Origin of the sequence: Caballeronia sp. dw_19 (assembly GCF_018449515.1) — a bacterium.
GTDB lineage: Bacteria > Pseudomonadota > Gammaproteobacteria > Burkholderiales > Burkholderiaceae > Caballeronia.
In genome coordinates this window covers 36,172-52,565 of sequence record NZ_JAAVUQ010000013.1, presented here as the reverse complement: position 1 = coordinate 52,565, position 16,394 = coordinate 36,172, and the positions used below count along the sequence as shown (strand labels likewise).

Annotated in this window: 16 protein-coding genes; 8 read left to right on the top strand and 8 right to left on the bottom strand. The window is 59.0% G+C overall.

All coding sequences use genetic code 11. The features are described from left to right. Positions 1 to 88: 88 nt before the first annotated feature. Positions 89 to 979 carry a LysR family transcriptional regulator gene (locus HB376_RS18880; RefSeq protein ID WP_213765189.1) on the bottom strand — a complete coding sequence of 297 codons (891 nt, stop codon included), beginning with the start codon at positions 977 to 979 and terminating at the stop codon, positions 89 to 91. A 124-nt stretch (positions 980 to 1,103) separates the two neighbouring features. Between HB376_RS18880 and HB376_RS18875 the strand changes: the two genes are divergently transcribed. The 3 genes from HB376_RS18875 to HB376_RS18865 all read left to right on the top strand — a co-directional run bounded on the left by HB376_RS18875 (position 1,104) and on the right by HB376_RS18865 (position 3,330). Next, on the top strand, positions 1,104 to 1,847 hold the full coding sequence (locus HB376_RS18875; RefSeq protein WP_213765188.1) for an SDR family oxidoreductase: 744 nt from the start codon (positions 1,104 to 1,106) through the stop codon (positions 1,845 to 1,847). A gap of 44 nt (positions 1,848 to 1,891) precedes the next feature. Then, complete coding sequence (locus HB376_RS18870; RefSeq protein ID WP_213765187.1) at positions 1,892 to 2,785, top strand: SDR family oxidoreductase; 894 nt, start codon at positions 1,892 to 1,894, stop codon at positions 2,783 to 2,785. A 107-nt stretch (positions 2,786 to 2,892) separates the two neighbouring features. Beyond that, on the top strand, positions 2,893 to 3,330 hold the full coding sequence (locus tag HB376_RS18865; protein WP_255631431.1) for a hypothetical protein: 438 nt from the start codon (positions 2,893 to 2,895) through the stop codon (positions 3,328 to 3,330). Here the strand turns inward: HB376_RS18865 and HB376_RS18860 are convergent. The 3 genes from HB376_RS18860 to HB376_RS18850 form a co-directional block, all read right to left on the bottom strand. Continuing rightward, entirely contained in the window at positions 3,327 to 4,892 is a 1,566-nt protein-coding gene (locus HB376_RS18860; RefSeq protein WP_346730525.1) for a methyl-accepting chemotaxis protein, read from the bottom strand. The genes HB376_RS18865 and HB376_RS18860 overlap by 4 nt on opposite strands. A 271-nt stretch (positions 4,893 to 5,163) precedes the next feature. Beyond that, the gene (locus tag HB376_RS18855) at positions 5,164 to 6,342 is read right to left on the bottom strand and encodes a GGDEF domain-containing protein (protein ID WP_213765185.1); all 1,179 of its coding nucleotides are present in this window, start codon (positions 6,340 to 6,342) and stop codon (positions 5,164 to 5,166) included. Further along, the gene (locus tag HB376_RS18850) at positions 6,302 to 6,895 is read right to left on the bottom strand and encodes a hypothetical protein (protein ID WP_255631430.1); all 594 of its coding nucleotides are present in this window, start codon (positions 6,893 to 6,895) and stop codon (positions 6,302 to 6,304) included. The genes HB376_RS18855 and HB376_RS18850 overlap by 41 nt, the downstream gene beginning before the upstream one ends. 351 nt (positions 6,896 to 7,246) lie before the next feature. Here HB376_RS18850 and HB376_RS18845 point away from each other — a divergent pair, with 351 nt between their 5' ends. After that, complete coding sequence (locus HB376_RS18845; RefSeq protein ID WP_213765184.1) at positions 7,247 to 7,558, top strand: hypothetical protein; 312 nt, start codon at positions 7,247 to 7,249, stop codon at positions 7,556 to 7,558. Here the strand turns inward: HB376_RS18845 and HB376_RS18840 are convergent. Further along, complete coding sequence (locus tag HB376_RS18840; RefSeq protein ID WP_213765183.1) at positions 7,536 to 8,498, bottom strand: zinc-binding dehydrogenase; 963 nt, start codon at positions 8,496 to 8,498, stop codon at positions 7,536 to 7,538. The genes HB376_RS18845 and HB376_RS18840 overlap by 23 nt on opposite strands. Before the next feature lie 109 nt (positions 8,499 to 8,607). Here HB376_RS18840 and HB376_RS18835 point away from each other — a divergent pair, with 109 nt between their 5' ends. Beyond that, positions 8,608 to 9,060, top strand: a complete 453-nt coding sequence (locus HB376_RS18835; protein ID WP_213765182.1) for a MarR family transcriptional regulator — start codon at positions 8,608 to 8,610, stop codon at positions 9,058 to 9,060. Positions 9,061 to 9,104: 44 nt separating this feature from the next. Here the strand turns inward: HB376_RS18835 and HB376_RS18830 are convergent, their stop codons facing one another. Beyond that, positions 9,105 to 10,142, bottom strand: coding sequence for an asparaginase (locus HB376_RS18830; RefSeq protein ID WP_346730530.1), 1,038 nt, complete (start codon positions 10,140 to 10,142; stop codon positions 9,105 to 9,107). A 5-nt stretch (positions 10,143 to 10,147) separates the two neighbouring features. Further along, a complete protein-coding gene (locus HB376_RS18825) occupies positions 10,148 to 11,239 on the bottom strand; it encodes a branched-chain amino acid ABC transporter substrate-binding protein (RefSeq protein ID WP_255631438.1) in 1,092 nt (363 codons plus the stop codon). Between the two features lie 263 nt (positions 11,240 to 11,502). On the opposite strand from HB376_RS18825, the gene HB376_RS18820 reads away from it, so the two are divergent. Beyond that, the gene (locus HB376_RS18820; protein WP_213765179.1) at positions 11,503 to 12,588 is read left to right on the top strand and encodes a GlxA family transcriptional regulator; all 1,086 of its coding nucleotides are present in this window, start codon (positions 11,503 to 11,505) and stop codon (positions 12,586 to 12,588) included. A gap of 59 nt (positions 12,589 to 12,647) precedes the next feature. Here HB376_RS18820 and HB376_RS18815 read toward each other — a convergent pair whose 3' ends face one another. After that, positions 12,648 to 13,577 carry a glycosyl transferase family 90 gene (locus tag HB376_RS18815; RefSeq protein WP_213765178.1) on the bottom strand — a complete coding sequence of 310 codons (930 nt, stop codon included), beginning with the start codon at positions 13,575 to 13,577 and terminating at the stop codon, positions 12,648 to 12,650. A gap of 494 nt (positions 13,578 to 14,071) precedes the next feature. Between HB376_RS18815 and HB376_RS18810 the strand changes: the two genes are divergently transcribed. Further along, positions 14,072 to 14,959 (top strand): oxaloacetate decarboxylase, encoded by an 888-nt coding sequence (locus tag HB376_RS18810; protein ID WP_213765177.1) that lies wholly within the window; start codon positions 14,072 to 14,074, stop codon positions 14,957 to 14,959. Between the two features lie 75 nt (positions 14,960 to 15,034). After that, on the top strand, positions 15,035 to 16,348 hold the full coding sequence (locus HB376_RS18805; RefSeq protein ID WP_213765176.1) for an MFS transporter: 1,314 nt from the start codon (positions 15,035 to 15,037) through the stop codon (positions 16,346 to 16,348). The last annotated feature ends 46 nt before the right edge of the window (positions 16,349 to 16,394 follow it).

The window sequence follows — 16,394 nt, the reverse complement described above, 5'->3', positions numbered from 1 at the left end:
CCAGCTCAACGTGACCACCGCGCATCCGCCGGTCTACATGCCATGGAAGAGGTGCGTTTGCGCGATCGTTCGAATCAAATCAACCCCTTCAACCCGCCGCTTCAAAAATCTCCCGGACCCATTGCGCAAACACCCGGACTCTCGCCGATAACTGCCGGTTCTGCGGATACAAAACCGAAACCGGCATAGGGGGCGGCGGAAACGCATCAAGCACGACCTTCAGCGTCCCCGCCGATAATTCCCCTATCACCCGATACCGCGGCACTTGGACCAGTCCCAATCCCGCGACTGCTGACCCCGTGTATAAATCCGCGCCAGTGACCGACACCACCGCGGCGAGCTGAATCTCGATCACGTGGCCATCGACGGAAAATTCCATGGGCAACACCCGCCCCGATCCACTCGACAGATAGTTAACCGCCCGATGCGCGCCCAGCGCCTCAAGCGTCTCCGGCTCCCCGAACTGCTGGAGATAAGCGGGACTCGCCACCGTCACCTGCTCCATCAGCGCGACGCGGCGTCCGACCATCGACGAATCCTGGAGCGTTCCGGCGCGCAACACGCAGTCGATACCCTCGCGCACCAGATCCACCAACCGGTCGTCCTCGCCAATCTGCAATTCGATGTCCGGATACTGCGCGACGAAATCAGGCAGCGCCGGCACCACGAAATGCCGCGCAAGCGTTCCCTGCAAATTCACGCGCAGCAGACCCTTCGGCGCGACATTGCGGAACGATCCCTCCGCTTCCTCCATGTCCGCGACCAGTCGCACGCAGCGCCGGTAGAACGCCTCGCCGTCGTGCGTGAGGCGCACCGTGCGCGTCGTGCGCTCAAGCAGCCGCGTCCCAAGCCGCTCCTCCATGCGCTTGAGCAGGTTGGTGACAGTGGCGCGCGGTATCTGCAGGTCGTCGGCGGCGTGCGTAAAGCTGCTCCGCTCCGCGATACGAATAAACACCTGCATTTCCTGAAACCGGTCCATGGGCGACTCGCGAGCAGTGATTGTTAAAGTAAATGGAACGATATTACCAAATTCAAAGTAATTATCAATCAATGTGAATGATCGATACTTCATTCCACGCACTCACCACCCAAAGGAGCGAATCATGAACACGGTCAAGAACAGCCAGGTAGCCATTGTCACGGGCGCATCGCGCGGCATTGGCGCAGCAGTGGCGCGGCGTCTCGCCAACGACGGTTTTGCAGTAGTCATCAACTACGCATCGAGTTCGAAAGAAGCCGACGCGCTTGTCGCGGAGCTCGCCACGCAGGGCACGAAAGCGATCGCGGTCAAGGCCGACGTAGCGAACGCCGACGAAGTCCGCGCCATGTTCGAGGCGACCGAGCAGCAACTCGGCAAGGTCGATGTACTGGTGAACAACGCCGGCGTGCTGAAGACGGTCCCGCTGGCCGAAACCTCCGACGCGCTTTACGAGCAGACCTTCGGCATCAACGTTCGCGGCACCTTCAACACGCTGCGCGAAGCGGCGGCGCGGATGAACGACGGCGGCCGCATCATCAATTTTTCGAGCACGACGCTCGCCCTGAACATGCCCGGCTACGCCGTCTACAACGCGACGAAAGCAGCCGTTGAAGCGTTCACGCATGTGTTCGCGAAGGAACTGCGCGGCCGCAATATCACGGTGAACGCGGTTGCTCCCGGCCCGATCGCAACCTCGCTTTTCCTCGATGGCAAGACCGAAGAACAGATCCAGACCTTCGCGAAAATGCCGCCGCTGCAACGCCTCGGTCAGCCCGAAGACATTGCTTCAGTCGTGTCGTTCCTCGCCGGTCCGGATGCGGGCTGGGTCAACGGCCAGATCCTGCGCGCCAATGGCGGTATTGCTTAATAAATTGAGAACATCAGCTTAGCTAAACGTTTTGGAGAATCACCATGAAATCAGTCATTTTGGTAACGGGCGCAGGCACGGGCATTGGCAAGTTGAGCGCGTTGGCGCTGGCCGAAGCGGGGCACATTGTGTACGCGACCATGCGCGATGTGGAGGGCCGCAATCGCGGTCGTGCCGATGAACTGCGCGCCGTATCGGCGGAAAAGGGGATCACGTTGATCCCGCTGGAACTCGATGTCCTCTCGCAGGATTCCGCCGATGCCGCCGCCGCGACTATCATCCGCGAGCAAGGCAGGATTGACGTGGTGATGCAGAACGCGGGGCATCTGGTGGTCGGTCCGACGGAAGCATTCACGCCGGAAGAAATGATGAAGGTGTTCGACACCAATCTGTTCGGCGCGCAGCGCGTCAACCGTGCGGTGCTGCCTTATATGCGCAAGCAGGAATCCGGGCTGGTGCTGTGGATCAGCAGCACCACGACCAAGGGTGGTTTCCCGCCGTTCATGGGCCCTTATGGCGCGGCGAAGGCGGCCATGGATTCGCTCGCTGTCACGCTTGCTTATGAACTTGCACGCTTTGGCGTGGAGACATCGATTGTCGTGCCGGGCGCATTCACCAGCGGCACCGACCACTTCCCGAGCGCAGGCAAACCAGCGGACACTGCCACGGCCGTAGCCTATGCCCGATACGACGGCGTGATGGACCAGATCGGCGAGCGCTTGACGTCTTTGACACCGCCTGACGCTGATCCCTGTGCGGTCGCGGATGAAGTCGTGCGCATTGTCGGGCTTGCGAAAGGCACACGGCCGATGCGCTCAGTGATCGATTTTGTCGGCGATGGCGCGGCGCAGGTGCTGGAGGTGTCCGAGCGGGTGCGGATTGAATTCGCGAAGCGCATCGGCATGGGCGATCTGCTTGAGGCGAAGGTGTCACGATGATAAGCGTGACAAGGGCCGGGCGTATTGTTCGCGGCGCCTGGCTTGGGCTTCTTATGCTGACCGCTGCGTGCGGTCAGCAGGGCCACGCGGAACCGGAGGGCAAGACCATGAAAGCATCGACGACGTATTTGTATCTGCTCAGGAAGACGCCGTTTTTTACGGGGCTCAATACTGAACAGTTGCGCTGGACCATCGATCACTCGCGCGAGTGGGAAGCGGAGGCGGGCACGGTGGTCGCGGATTGTTCAGTGGCGGATAAGAGCGATGACTTCTGGATCCTGCTCGATGGCCGCTGGCAAGTGGAACGTGACAGCCACACCTACCCGGCGGGTCATGCTGATGCGGGCAAGTGGTTCAGCGCATCGGAGGCGTCGGGGAGTTGCCGGTTGGTCACGACTGAGCACAGTTATGTGATGAAAATCACCCGCGCCGATATGAACGACATGTTGAGCCGCGGATTCGCTTTTGAATCGCACCTGGCGCAAGGGCGTGCTTATTACCGCACGGTGTTTGCGGTGGCTGCGGTAGCAGGTGAAAGCCCTTAAACCCGAAACACCGCCACCGCGACATCCAGCTTTTCCGCCTGCTGCTCAAGCGACGCCGCAGCCGCAGCCGCTTCTTCCACCAGCGCCGCATTTTGCTGTGTCACCTCGTCCATCTGCGCGACCGCGCGGTTGATCTGTTCAATGCCGCCGGTCTGCTCATTCGATGCCGCGCTGATCTCGCTAATGATGTCCGACACCCGCTTCACCGCCGCGACCACTTCGCTCATGGTCTGGCCCGCTTGTCCCGCCAGCACGTTGCCGGCCTGCACCTTGTCCGCCGATGCATTGATCAACTCCTTGATCTCTTTCGCGGCTCCGGCGCTGCGTTGCGCGAGGTTGCGCACTTCGGCCGCGACCACCGCAAAACCCCGCCCTTGTTCACCCGCACGCGCGGCTTCCACCGCCGCGTTGAGCGCGAGAATATTCGTCTGGAACGCAATCCCTTCGATCACCCCGATGATGTCCGCAATCCTCGTCGAACTCGTCGCGATGTCGTCCATCGTATGAACGACTTTGCCCACGACGGTGCCGCCACGCACAGCTGTCGCCGATGCATCGACGGCCAGTTCGCTCGCCTGCCGCGCGTTATCGGCGTTCTGGCGGACGGTGGCTGTTAACTGCTCCATGCTCGATGCCGTTTGCTGCAACGATGCCGCCTGTTCTTCCGTGCGTTGCGACAAATCGATATTGCCCGCCGCAATCTCACGCGCGCCGTGCGAGATCGCGCCCGTGCCGCCGCGCACCTGTTGCACCGTCCCTACAAGCCCCTGCTGCATCTTGCCGAGTGCCGCAAACAAGCGGCCCATTTCGTTGTCGCGCGAGGCATCGATACTCGCTGTCAGATCGCCCGCGGCGATCTGTTCGAAGTGGTGAATTGCCGACTCAATCGGCTTCATCACCGCTGCGCTCAACGCAGCTCGTGCGATGAACCCCAGCACCAGCGCCAACGCCGCGACAATTACGGCTGCTGTCGCCATCATGTGGAACTGAGCCTGTGCCTGCGCATAACGGTCTTGCTGATGCGCGATCTGGAACGCTTCCAGCGCGGACATCGCGTGATCGTAGGTGGCGTATAAACCGTCCGCCGTCTGAACCTGGAGCGTGCGGAACGTCGTGAAGTCGTTCTGCGCGAGGGCATCGAATTCAAGGTTGAGCGCCTTGGCGATCAACGCATCGCGCGCGGTCCTGGCGGCTTGCACCAGCGGCTCTTCCTGGCGGTCGCGCGGCTTGGCGAGGTATGCATCGAACTCGGTATCGCTTGCTTTCAGCGTCTTGCGCGCGTTGGGCAGCAAGTCGTCGCCAGCCTTGCCGAGCATGAACAGCGTCTCGAAGCTGCCGAGCGCAAGGCGCACTTGCAGCAGCCGTTGCGAACTCGTCTTGAGATGCGTGATGGCGACGGTATCGGTGGCGACCATCTGTTCCAGCGCCTGGTTGCTCTGGCGCAGGCACGCAGCGGCTGCAAGCAGCACCGCCACGAGCGCGAGCGTGTAACCGGCGATGGTAATCGTGAGTCCGCGGCGAATCGTAAAGTTCTTGAGCATGGTCTGGGTCGCGGCGAACACGGCACGCGTGGGTTTCCTCGGTTGGGTCTTTGGCCGGTATCGTTTAGTTTTCTTGAATAAACAGCGGACGATGCCGGTTTTTACTCAGGCGAGCCAAGCTGATCGCCAGAACGGGCAGGCTAGTCGATAGCGCTCGTTACGCGATTCTCATGCAGGGCACGCGACAAGCGCCATCGGGAAATGTGCGCCTTCAGATTCTGCGTGTTCCTGCCGATAAGCGGGGGGATGCCGCGCGCGAAGTGCGGGGGTGTTGGGACCGACACGATCCTGCTCAGCTCACCCGTGTCGCGAACGCGTAGCCGTTCTTGCCGTTGCGCTTTACCTGGTACATGGTTGCGTCGGCGGCGGCAACAAGCTGATGGTAGTCCCTGACCGGATTCGGGAAGCTCGCTATGCCGACGCTGGCGCGGACAAATCCAATGCCCATCTGCTCGTCCGTCTGAAGCACGCAGTCGATCAGGCGCTGTGCAATCGCTTCTAATTCGGCATTGGTCGAAAACTCGCGGACCAGCACAACGAACTCGTCGCCGCCAAAGCGGGCGACCACATCAACCAGACGCACAGTCTTGCGAAAGCGCTTTGAAACGGCAATCAGGAATTCGTCGCCGACGCGATGGCCGAGCGAGTCGTTGACCTGCTTGAACCCGTCCAGGTCGATATAAATCACGGCAATTTTGGGGAGCGTCGGATTGCCCGCTGAGCTCGATAAGCCCGCTGCTGTTTCCGCCAGCGTGGCGAACAATTTCCGCCGGTTGGGCAGGCCGGTCATTGCGTCGTGCAGCGCTGCATGCTCGAACTTGTGCGACTCGCCCGCCAGTTGGCGCGTGCGCTTTGCATACATACCCAAAGCGGTGATCAGCGCGCCGAATACACATGCCGACAACACGATCAACGTACTCGCCACGCGCGTTATGCGGGTGCGTGCGTCGGCGCTGTCGTTGTTGCGCTGCGCTCGCCAGTACACGGATTCCACGGCGAGCAGCGCGTCGGTATCGTCGAGATTGGCGTCGGGCAACAGGGCGGATTGAGGGACGCGCGGTGCCGCCGACGGGCTCGCGTTCACCAGCGCCGCGAGCGACGCGATGCGGGCGGCGAGATCAATTCGCGCACGCCGGTAGTCGTCGGGTTGTTCCGGGTGTCCCGGGTGTTTCGATTGTCCCGATCTCGCGATGCTGTCGTCGGCTTGTTGTTGCCAGACGCGGACCAGGTTGCGGGCGCTTTCCGCCCGTTCGATGCCTTCGAGAACGAGCCCGCTGTATTCCTGCTTCAGCTGGTCCGAGAAGATCGTGCGGATTTGTAAGGCAAGGAACAGCAGACCTATCAGCAGGCAGAGGAAGGAAACGCAGGCGATCGTAGCCGGACCTGGCCTGAAACGCATCGGTTGGACAGGTTTGTAAGCCCGCTGCCGCTCACGGATGGGCGTAGATATCTCGCTGGCTTTCGGTGCCATGCTGCCGGTAGCTTACGCGATGAAAAAATGAACTCATGCGGGTGAACAGGTTGCCGTTGGACTTGGCGCGCGACATCGCACGGCGGTGTTCCACGTTTGCAGAGCAACTCGCTCGAAGAGGGCGGGTGACAGCGAGCTTGGGCGCGGCCGAGTCGGAAGGCACTGTGCGGCGATTGAACTGAGTGGCGGACACGGGCGCGATCAGATCGGCGCTGGCGACGGTGACCGGACGAGAAGGAGCCAGGGGCGACGCGACGAAACCGGATGAGGCCGTTGGTTGCACCAACGGAGTCGCTTCTGGCGCCGGTTCCACGATCCAGAGCGTCTGCCGCGCGTGTTCCATGGCTTCGGCGTAGGCGTGCTGATCCTGATTGAACCAGACACCATACGCGACCGTACCCATGATTCCGATTGCCAGCGCGCTTGCCGAGGCAATCCAGAGCGCAAGCCGTCCGAATCTTACGGGCGGTTGTGCAAACGCCGGGTCGGCGTCAAGGCTGAAGTCTGTATCGGTTCTGTCGGTCTCCGATGGCAACTCGGTATGCTTGGACATCACAATACTCTCCGGTCATTTCGTCTGATTTTTTGACGAAATTAGTTCGTACGATTGCGCAGAATTTTGAGGGTAAAGCAGCTTAAAGAATGTACCTCCGTTGGGCGGCGGCAAGCCGACAGAGCAGCAGTTAATGTGCCCGTACCGTGCGAGCGGGATCTTACTGACGCACCTTTCTATTGGAGCGCGAAGATCGCATGTGGATGATCGACGCGGGTCGAATGTCTGGAGGATTGGGGAAGTCGTGCACGGCGAGACGTGTTTTTGAACGAGCGTCAGGCGGATTGGTACTGAAATAGTAGGAATCCTTTCTAATAATCCGACCTTCTTAAAATGTTACGCCCGGCACGCATGATGACGACGCTGGACGAGATTGCAGATGGCTCTGGCGCCATACGCGCCGAGACGCGACGCAACGTGGGAGTGGCGAAATCGCCGCGAATGCGCAGCGCCGGCGAAGTCCATGCGAGCATCGCCTTGCTATGGGGCGCCACGCACACCAGCGGCATGGTCATTACTCAGGTGTTGGCGCGGCGCATTAAGCAGGTTTTGCCTGGCCAGCGGCTCCCGGTGATCCGGGTCGGGTGGCCGCATCTATCTCTTGGTTGGTGGTCTGCGCTTCACGCCGGCCTCACGTGCGTCACGGTTGAAACCCGGTCGTAAATACGGTGCGCGCCTGGTTTTCGTTGGCCCAGTGATCCTCGACCTGAGACAAGGGCACCGCGTTCGTCGCGATCTTGAAACCGCCGGGGACCGTGGCGTTCAACAAGTGCTGGATCGAACCAAGGAGGCGCGGCATTGGAATGCTGCCAATACCGCTGCCCATGAGTTCGATGGCCGATGATCGAAGCGCTGCGCCAGGCAGCGTGATGGTTGCCGCGCTCATGGCTCCGATCTGAACAAACCGGAGCGGCATCGCCTCCGGCAAAGCTTTGGCGCCGGCCGCCAGCAACAGCTCCGCGCTTTGTCCCCAAAGATAGTCGAGCACGACGCCAACGCCCTGCTGAAACTGCTGCTGGAACGCGCTTTCGAGTGCATCGTTATCCTGCATGAGACTGATCGTCTCATCAGCGCCGAGCGCTTTCAGAGACTGAAGGGTTGCCGCGTTCCGCCCGGTCGCGATGACCTTGCCTGCGCCCAGATACTTGGCGACCTGCACGGCGAGCAGCCCCGATACGCCTGTTGCACCATTGATCAGTACGGTCTCTCCCTTCACCAGCTTTGCACGTTCAGCCAACGCCGCCCATGACGACATGCCCGGAATGGCGATTGCCGCCGCAGTCACATCATCAAGCGCCGCCGGCAAGGGAATACAACGCGCCTTTTCGACGATGCAATAGTCGGCCATGCCGCCGAAGGGGGCTTCGGGGAGCACGAAATAGACACGCGTGCCGTCTTCTAGAACACCGGTGCCGTCGACCCCAGGCACGAAAGGGAACGTCGCGGAGGCGCTATAGTGCTTGCCCGAGGCCCGGCTCTTGGTGACATGACTCAGCGCGGATGCTACAACCGCGACACGGGCCATGCCTTCGGTGACAGCCGGCTCGGTGAAGTCGGCATAAACCGGCGTCGCGCCGAGTTCTTTAACGAGTGCTGCTTTCATATCTGCTCTCCTTTTCCAAGTATCCGAGCGTACGCTTTATCTGGGATTGGATCATCCAATATATGTGTATTATACACATATAAAGACATTGACAAGGAATCGAATCGCGATGGGGAAAGAGATACGCGAGTTGCGGGAAGCACTATTGGACCTGACGGGCGTGCTTAATCGGCCGCAACCGGACGCTGCCCTTATTGAAGCGGCAGGGATCGATCTGGATCGTGCACTTTTCCCTCTGCTTGCAAGGATCGAGCGGCGGGGGCCGCTTGGTATTGTCGAGTTGGCGGAACTCGCGGGGCGCGATTACAGCACGGTCAGCAGGCAGATCACGAAGCTGGAAAGCCTCGGACTTGTTTCGCGGTGTGCAAGCCCGAATGACGGCCGGGTTCGCGCGGCTGTCATTACGGATCAGGGGCGGGTCATGACGGACGCACTGGACGCGGCGCGTCAGAAGATCATCGAAGAATTGCTTGCCGGCTGGGAAGAAAAAGACGTCGGCGAGCTTGTCCGACTGCTTCGAAAGTTCGCGGATGATGCGCTTGGCTGGGTCAAGACCTTATGAATAGTGCAGTAGTCAGGGTCTTATGGAATCAGTAGGAAACCGAATCAATACGTCAAAAACGCGTTCTGAAGTTTTCGTGTGCATTGTTCTCCGGTGAGCGCCAGCATCATCAGGATGCGCGCCTTGTGCGGAACCTGATCGTCCGTTACCAGCCAGTCGTAGCGGTCATCGGGCTGCGCGGCATTACGGATGACCACGCCGCTTCCCGTGCGCGAACCCCGGACGATGTGAATGCCGCGTAATCTCGCGTCGACCAGCGAGGCTACTACCGAGGTCGCCACATTGCCGTTGCCGGTCGCCGCATAGATGATCGCCTTAACACCAGAGTCGAGCATGGCGCGGACCATTGCGACGTTCATGCCGCCGTGTGCATAGAGGATACCGACCTCCGGCAACTCGTCGATCTCGTCGATCGACCATTCGCTTTGCACCGTATGCCGACGCGCCGGCAATCGATAAAAGACCGGCTTGCCGTCGACGATATATCCCAAGGGACCATAGGGGGATCTGAACGCTTCTTGCTTGAACGTATTGGTCTTCGCAACATCACGCGCCGTGTGAATCTCATCGTTTGCAACAACCAGCGTGCCTTTGCCGTGGGCTGACGGACTCGCCGCCACGACTATCGCGTTATAGAGGTTAAGCGGTCCGTCCGAACTGAGCGCGGAGGGGGGACGCATCGCGCCCACCACGACTACCGGCTTCGCGCTTTTGAGCGTCAGATGCAGGAAATAAGCGGTTTCATCGATTGTATCGGTGCCGTGCGTGACGACAACGCCATCCACGTCATCCCGTTTCAGCAACGCCGAAATCCGCTTGCCCAGCTGCAGCAGTTGCCCGCTGCCGAAATTCTCCGAGCCGCACTGAAATAGCTGTTCGGTGCGGATGTCGGCAACTGATGCCGCGTCAGGAAGACCGCCAATAATCTGGTCGATGGACAGCACGGAGCAGTCGTACGCCGACGTGTTGACTGGCGATGCACCGCGGCCTGCGATCGTGCCGCCGGTGCCAATCAGTACAATCCGCGCTTTCGGCGGGGCGGTCAGGGCGACTACGCCCGCACCTGGAACAGGGACGTCCACGAGCACTACATCTTCACGACGGTGAGCAGCGTTTGCTTGCCGCGTTTGTAGTCATACAGCGAGATCGCACCCTGCTTCAGATCGCCGTGCGCGTCGAACTGCGTGCGGCCCAGTACGCCGACGAAATCTGCGCTCGGCATCGCTGCAAGAATGTCCGGGGCTTTGGTCGAGTTGGCGCGCTTCATTGCGTCGACGATGATGTACACCGCGTCGTAGGCGAACGGGGCATTGAGCTGCACGTGCTGATGAAAGCGTGCTTCGTAGCGTTGCTCAAAAGCGGGCCCGTTTGGCATTTCCTGAAGCGGCATGCCGGCGATCGAACACACGACGTTGTCTGCTGCCCCGCCGGCCAGTTTCGCGAGCGAATCGGCGCACAGGCCGTCACCACCCAGCACGCGTGCTGCAATGGCGAGCTGTTGCGCCTGCTTCGCGAACGGACCGCCCGTGGCGTCCATTCCCCCGTACATGATGATGTCCGGATGCTCGCCTTTGATCTTGGTGAGAATCGAACGGAAGTCGACCGCCTTGTCGTTGGTTGCATCGTGTGAGAGCACGGTCAATCCGTCCGCCTTCGCCTGCTTCTCGAACTCATTGGCCAGCCCCTGGCCGTAGGCCGTCGCGTCGTCCACGATTGCCACCGACTTCGCCCCGAGCGTTTTCTTCGCATAGTCGGCCAGCGCCGGACCCTGCTGGGCGTCGGTTGCGACAACCCGGTAGGCGGTCTTGAAGCCTTGTTGCGTATAAACCGGATTGGTCGCTGAAGGGGAGACCTCGACGATCCCCGCATCGCTGTAGATCTTCGACGCGGGGATCGTGGTCCCCGAATTCATGTGGCCCACCACGGCAACGACGTGGTCGTCGACGAGCTTCTGCGCCACCTGCGTGCCCTGGCGCGGGTCCGACGCGTCATCTTGTGCATCCAGCTCAAGCGTTACCTTCTGGCCGCCGATCACGAGGCCCTTCGCGTTGATTTCCTCCACCGCCAGGCGGGCGCCGTTCTCGGTGTCTTTTCCCCACTCGGCATTTGCGCCGGTCAACGGCGCCGCATGTCCAATTTTGACAACTTCGTCTGCGAACGCGCTGGCCGAGCCGAGCATGACCAGACCTACTCCGATATTGGCATATAGCGCGCCGTGAAATCTAGCCGACATGAGACTCTCCTCGTTATGCAGCTTGCTGGACGATGGTGCACTGACGCTTGCCAGTGATCGATCGGGGACAGGTGACAGGAGCGACTTTAGGGAGGAAAAAATGGCTGGCATTGCACCGACTCGCAAAAAAATAGAAGAAATGCGACATGGCGGGCAAGGCTATTTTTTGACTTATATACTCGGGCTCACCAACGCCTTGCGGGAACGTCATGGCACGCGAAAAAACACTGCCCGATGGCCGGGAGCCGTCGCTTGGCCGGGATCTCGTCGATCGGCTCGATCGCGCCAGCGTCAAACGAGAGGCCAACGCGTCGCGCTCGGGTGCCGAGCTCAACATCGGATTTCTTCTCTGGCCCACCTTCCCCCTGCTCTCGCTGGCGGGCTTCTGCGATGCGTTGCGCCATGCAGCCGATCTCGGCGACCAGAGCCGTCCGCTGCGTTGCGCATGGATGCTGCTCGGCATGGCCGATGAAACCGTGGAAGCGAGTTGCGGAGTAGCCGTGCCGGTGCATGCCGTACAGGGCTCGCCGCGGCAATTCGATTACCTCGTGGTGATTGGTGGCCTCCTGCCGAAACTTGAACAGGTCGACCGGCGCTACTGGGATTATTTGCGCCAGGCTGACGCCGAAGGCGTGCCGCTGATCGGTATGTGCACCGGCAGTTTCGTGCTGGCGAAAGCTGGCTTGATGCGGGACCGTGTTGCTTGCGTCCACACGTTCCATCTGGAGGACTACAAGACGATGTTCCCGGACTTGCGGGTCATCGCCAATTCAGACTACCTGATCGACGGCAACCGTATTACGTGCGCCGGCGGCGTGTCCGTCATTGAGTTGGCAACGCGTTTGATCAGCTTGCACTGCGGCTCGGACAGAGCCTCCAAGGTGATTCATCAAATGACAGTGAGCCGTCACGGCGGTACGTCGTTTGTGGAGCGCCGCAAGGCACTGGGCTATCTGGCAGTCGGTGATCTGCTGGTACGGCACGCTATTGTGCTGATGGAGGAAAACCTGGAGGCGCCGCTCAACGTCACAGTGATCGCGAAGATGACGGGTACAAGCGTCAGGCAACTCGAACGTAATTTCCTGACTGAAATGGGGGTGTCCCCCAAGGAGTTTTACCGGACGATGCGGCTTCGATACGCGCGCTGGCTACTGCTCAATACGGAAAAACGCATCACGGTAATTGCCTATGAATGCGGTTTTGCCGACTCCGCGCATTTCATCCGTGGCTTCAAGGAAGTCTACGGCGTGACGCCCGGCAGACTCAGGGTCTCACTGGAAGAACGTCTGTCCTGACCGACGGAGCATGCACGGCATGGACATGCGGCGAACATGTCTGCGATATGACAGATCCTTCACTGACCGGAAAGATCGAAATACTTTCTGAGTACCAGCAGTGAAATAAGCTTTTCCCGTCGTGTGTCAAGAAACTGCATGGCGTACCGATTGGCGTTTTTGATTATCGCCATGGCCTTGTCTGTATGCTTGGTGTAATAATTTATTTTGTCTTCCAGGTCGGAAAATTCATCGTCCAGAAGTACATAGTGGTGGTCGGGGATCAGGGAACCTTCCATAAACCAGCTTTCCACCCGCGGCCTGCGCATAAAGCAGACGGAATTTGAAAGCATGATCCATTTCAAGTTGGTTGCGACGTCATTACCTTCCAGACTGATCACGAACTTGTACTTCAACTGGTCAGAAATACTCATATAAGGTCGATGACCGTGTTGACCTTTTCTGGAGTCGTCAGTGTCGCCAATGTCGGCCATTGGTAAATCGTGATACTTGGCGACAAATGATTTTCGGTGCTCCTGGTAGCACGCACCTCGAAAAACGGCCATGTCGATTTTGCTTTCGAATGATCGCGTGTCTTCAATAAAATTGAAGTGCCTCATTTTGTCCAGCTTCAATATGACGGAATTTTCATTGGCTTCAGTGAGTGGCCTGGTTTTAAGAAGCGTCGGTTCATCTACTGCTTCTTTAATGTCCGTGAAAACATAGTTAAATTTTAAGGAGCGCGCGAAGTACCGGGATATCTCTTTGAAATCATAGTAGTAGGCGCTTGGATTGCCGCGCAAAGGCAACGCGCTGCTGCGACTCGCCGTTTCATTCAGGACAAATTGCTGCTCAAGCTTATTATAATAATTGGCGCGTGAGCGGATGTAAGTCCATTGCTGTTCGTCCAGATTCCTGAACATGCGGTCATATCTTTTTTCAAAAATCAATGATGGAAAAAGATCGAAAATAACATTTTTTGCGTAAAATTTAAATTTTCTGGCATGCATAAATCTGGCTCAGTCTTTTAATGGATGCTAAATCTTTACGAAAAAATAATTTGAAGCAGTTGCGGGGCAAGGCGACCGTCATTCATCACAAAACCCATCACTTTTGGGTCACACCGAAATGCTCTGCAGCAGTTGCTTTGCAGTCGCTTTGCAGTCATTTCGTTGCAGCAGTTACGTGCAAAAGCGATTGCCAGACAGTACTACATTGAACGGACGGAACAGGTGTTGCATGGCGCGGAATACACGGGCAGCGCTAGTGTACCTGCTACCATTCTTGCGACAATATAGTCAATCGTTTTTGAGCGTTGAAGGTCGAGTTATTGCCGTGGCGACTACTGAAGATGTATACCGGCCCACTGCGTACGTCGTGCTCCACAACAGCTAACGTTTGCGGATCTCGGTAAGTGATCAGCCATGCTAATTATTTTGAATAAATTGCCCCTTACATCGCCAATGTCACTAACGTCACTAACTTCAACACGGAGAGTTCAACCATGTCGCTTCTATCTGCTGAACGTCGTAGCGCCTTCCGCTCGCTGGTCGAAAGCCGGCACGCGTTGCTCGTGCCCGGTGCGTTCAACGCGCTGAGCGCGCGCGTTGCTGCCGATACCGGTTTCGGCGCGTTGTATATCACCGGCGCCGGTGTGACCAACATGTTTCTTGGACTTCCGGATCTGGGGTTTGTCGGCCTGCACGAAATGGCTGACCATACCGCGCGTATCCGCGACGCGGTGGACCTGCCGCTTATCGTCGATGCCGATACCGGCTACGGCAACGCGCTCAACGTGCGTCATGCAGTTCGTACCCTGGAACGCGCGGGCGCCGACGCCATCCAGTTAGAAGACCAGGTGAGCCCCAAGAAGTGCGGGCACTTCGCCGGCAAGGCGGTTATATCGACGAGCGAGATGGTCGGCAAACTGCACGCTGCGGTTGATGCTCGCGAGGACCCCAATCTGCTGATCGTTGCCCGTACCGATGCCTGCGCGACCCATGGATTCGATGCCGCCATCGAACGCGGGCACCGTTTCGCCGAAGCGGGTGCAGATGTTCTTTTCATTGAGGCGGTTGAAACGATCGAGGAGATCCAACGCCTGCCCGCGATGTTCGACGCGCCTCAGCTTATCAACATCGTGATTGGCGGCAAGACGCCGACCTTGCCGCAATCCAGACTGGCGGAACTTGGCTTCGGGATAGCGCTCTACGCGAACGCACCGCTACAGAGCGCCGTACGCGGCATGCAGCGGGCTTTGAACGTGCTCAAGGATCAAGGAAGGCTCGACGAAGATCCGGACCTCGTGGTGCCGTTCAGCGAGCGCCAGCGGCTGGTCGACAAACCGTTCTACGACCAGCTCGACAAAAAATACGCCGCGCATGATGACTAAGCCGGCCGCGCCGTAAAGACGCAAAGACAGCGGACACGCGAGCTTCACCGCATAACAAACAAAAGGAGACTGACTATGAGCGCCCCTCGAATGGAAGGAGCTTCGGCTCGGCCCGCGCTGTTGAGATCCATTGCAGGGGGCCTGGCCGGTAACCTGATCGAGTGGTACGACTTTCTCGCGTACAGCATCTTTTCCATCTACTTCGCCAAGGCGTTTTTTCCCAGCGACAACGCCACGGTCCAGTTGATGAACGCCGCGGCAATCGCGGCAGTAGGGTATGTGGCCCGTCCGGTCGGCAGTTGGTTGATCGGGTTGTATGCGGATCGCCGTGGCCGTAAGTCGGCGTTGACCTGGTCGGTATCGGTGATGTGCATTGGATCGCTGATCATTGCTGTTACGCCGGGCTACGCGACTATCGGGGCTTTCGCTCCCGCCATCCTGATCCTTGCGCGGCTGTTGCAAGGTTTGAGCATGGGTGGCGAATACGGCACGAGCGCCACCTATCTCAGTGAGATCGCGCCGGCGAACCGTCGGGGCTTTTACCTTGGATTCCTGCAGGTCAGCGTGGTGGCGGGTCAGTTGCTGGCGCTCGGTCTGCTGCTGGTCATGCAGCACTTGCTGTTCACCGTCGGGCAGATCGACCGGTGGGCGTGGAGAATCCCGTTTGTGATTGGCGGCGTACTTGCATTGTTTGCGCTCTACATGCGACGCAACGTGGTGGAGAGCGAGGCGTTCCAACACAGCGGAACACGGCACGGTCCACCCATCAGCCGCGAAATGCTGCTTCACTGGCGGCAACTTTTATTGGCTGTCGGAATTACGGTGGGCGGGACGGTGGGTTTCTACACCTACACCGTGTATATGCAGAAGTTCCTTGTTAATACCGTCGGGCTCGGCAGGGAAACGGCCACGCTCGTCTCAGCCGCGGCGCTGCTGCTGTATATGCCGTTGCAGCCGCTTTTTGGCCTCGCCTCCGACATTCTCGGACGCCGGCCCGTTCTGATCTTTTTCGGGCTGAGTTGTACGCTATTTTCCGTGCCCATTTTCAGCACGCTTGCAACCACGCACGATCCGCTGGTTGCGTTTGTCTTGTCTTTTTGCGGGCTCTTCATGCTGAGCGGCTTTACGTCGGTCCACATGCTGGCTAAAACCGAACTGTTTCCCGTGCGCATTCGAGCGCTGGCTGTGGGCCTGCCTTATGCCTTGACCACGGCCATCCTCGGCGGCACCACGGAATTTGTCGCGCTGAAGTTCAAGTCGATCGGGCACGAGCACTATTTTTACTGGTACGTCACGGCATGGTCTGCCATCTCCTTGCTCGTCTATCTGAAGATGCCGGAAACACATACGCGCAGCGCCAGGCTTGAACTTCAACAGACGATTGAATAATGAGGGCGGGTGGGAAATGCACGATGCTGTTGAACCGCGCTATCGA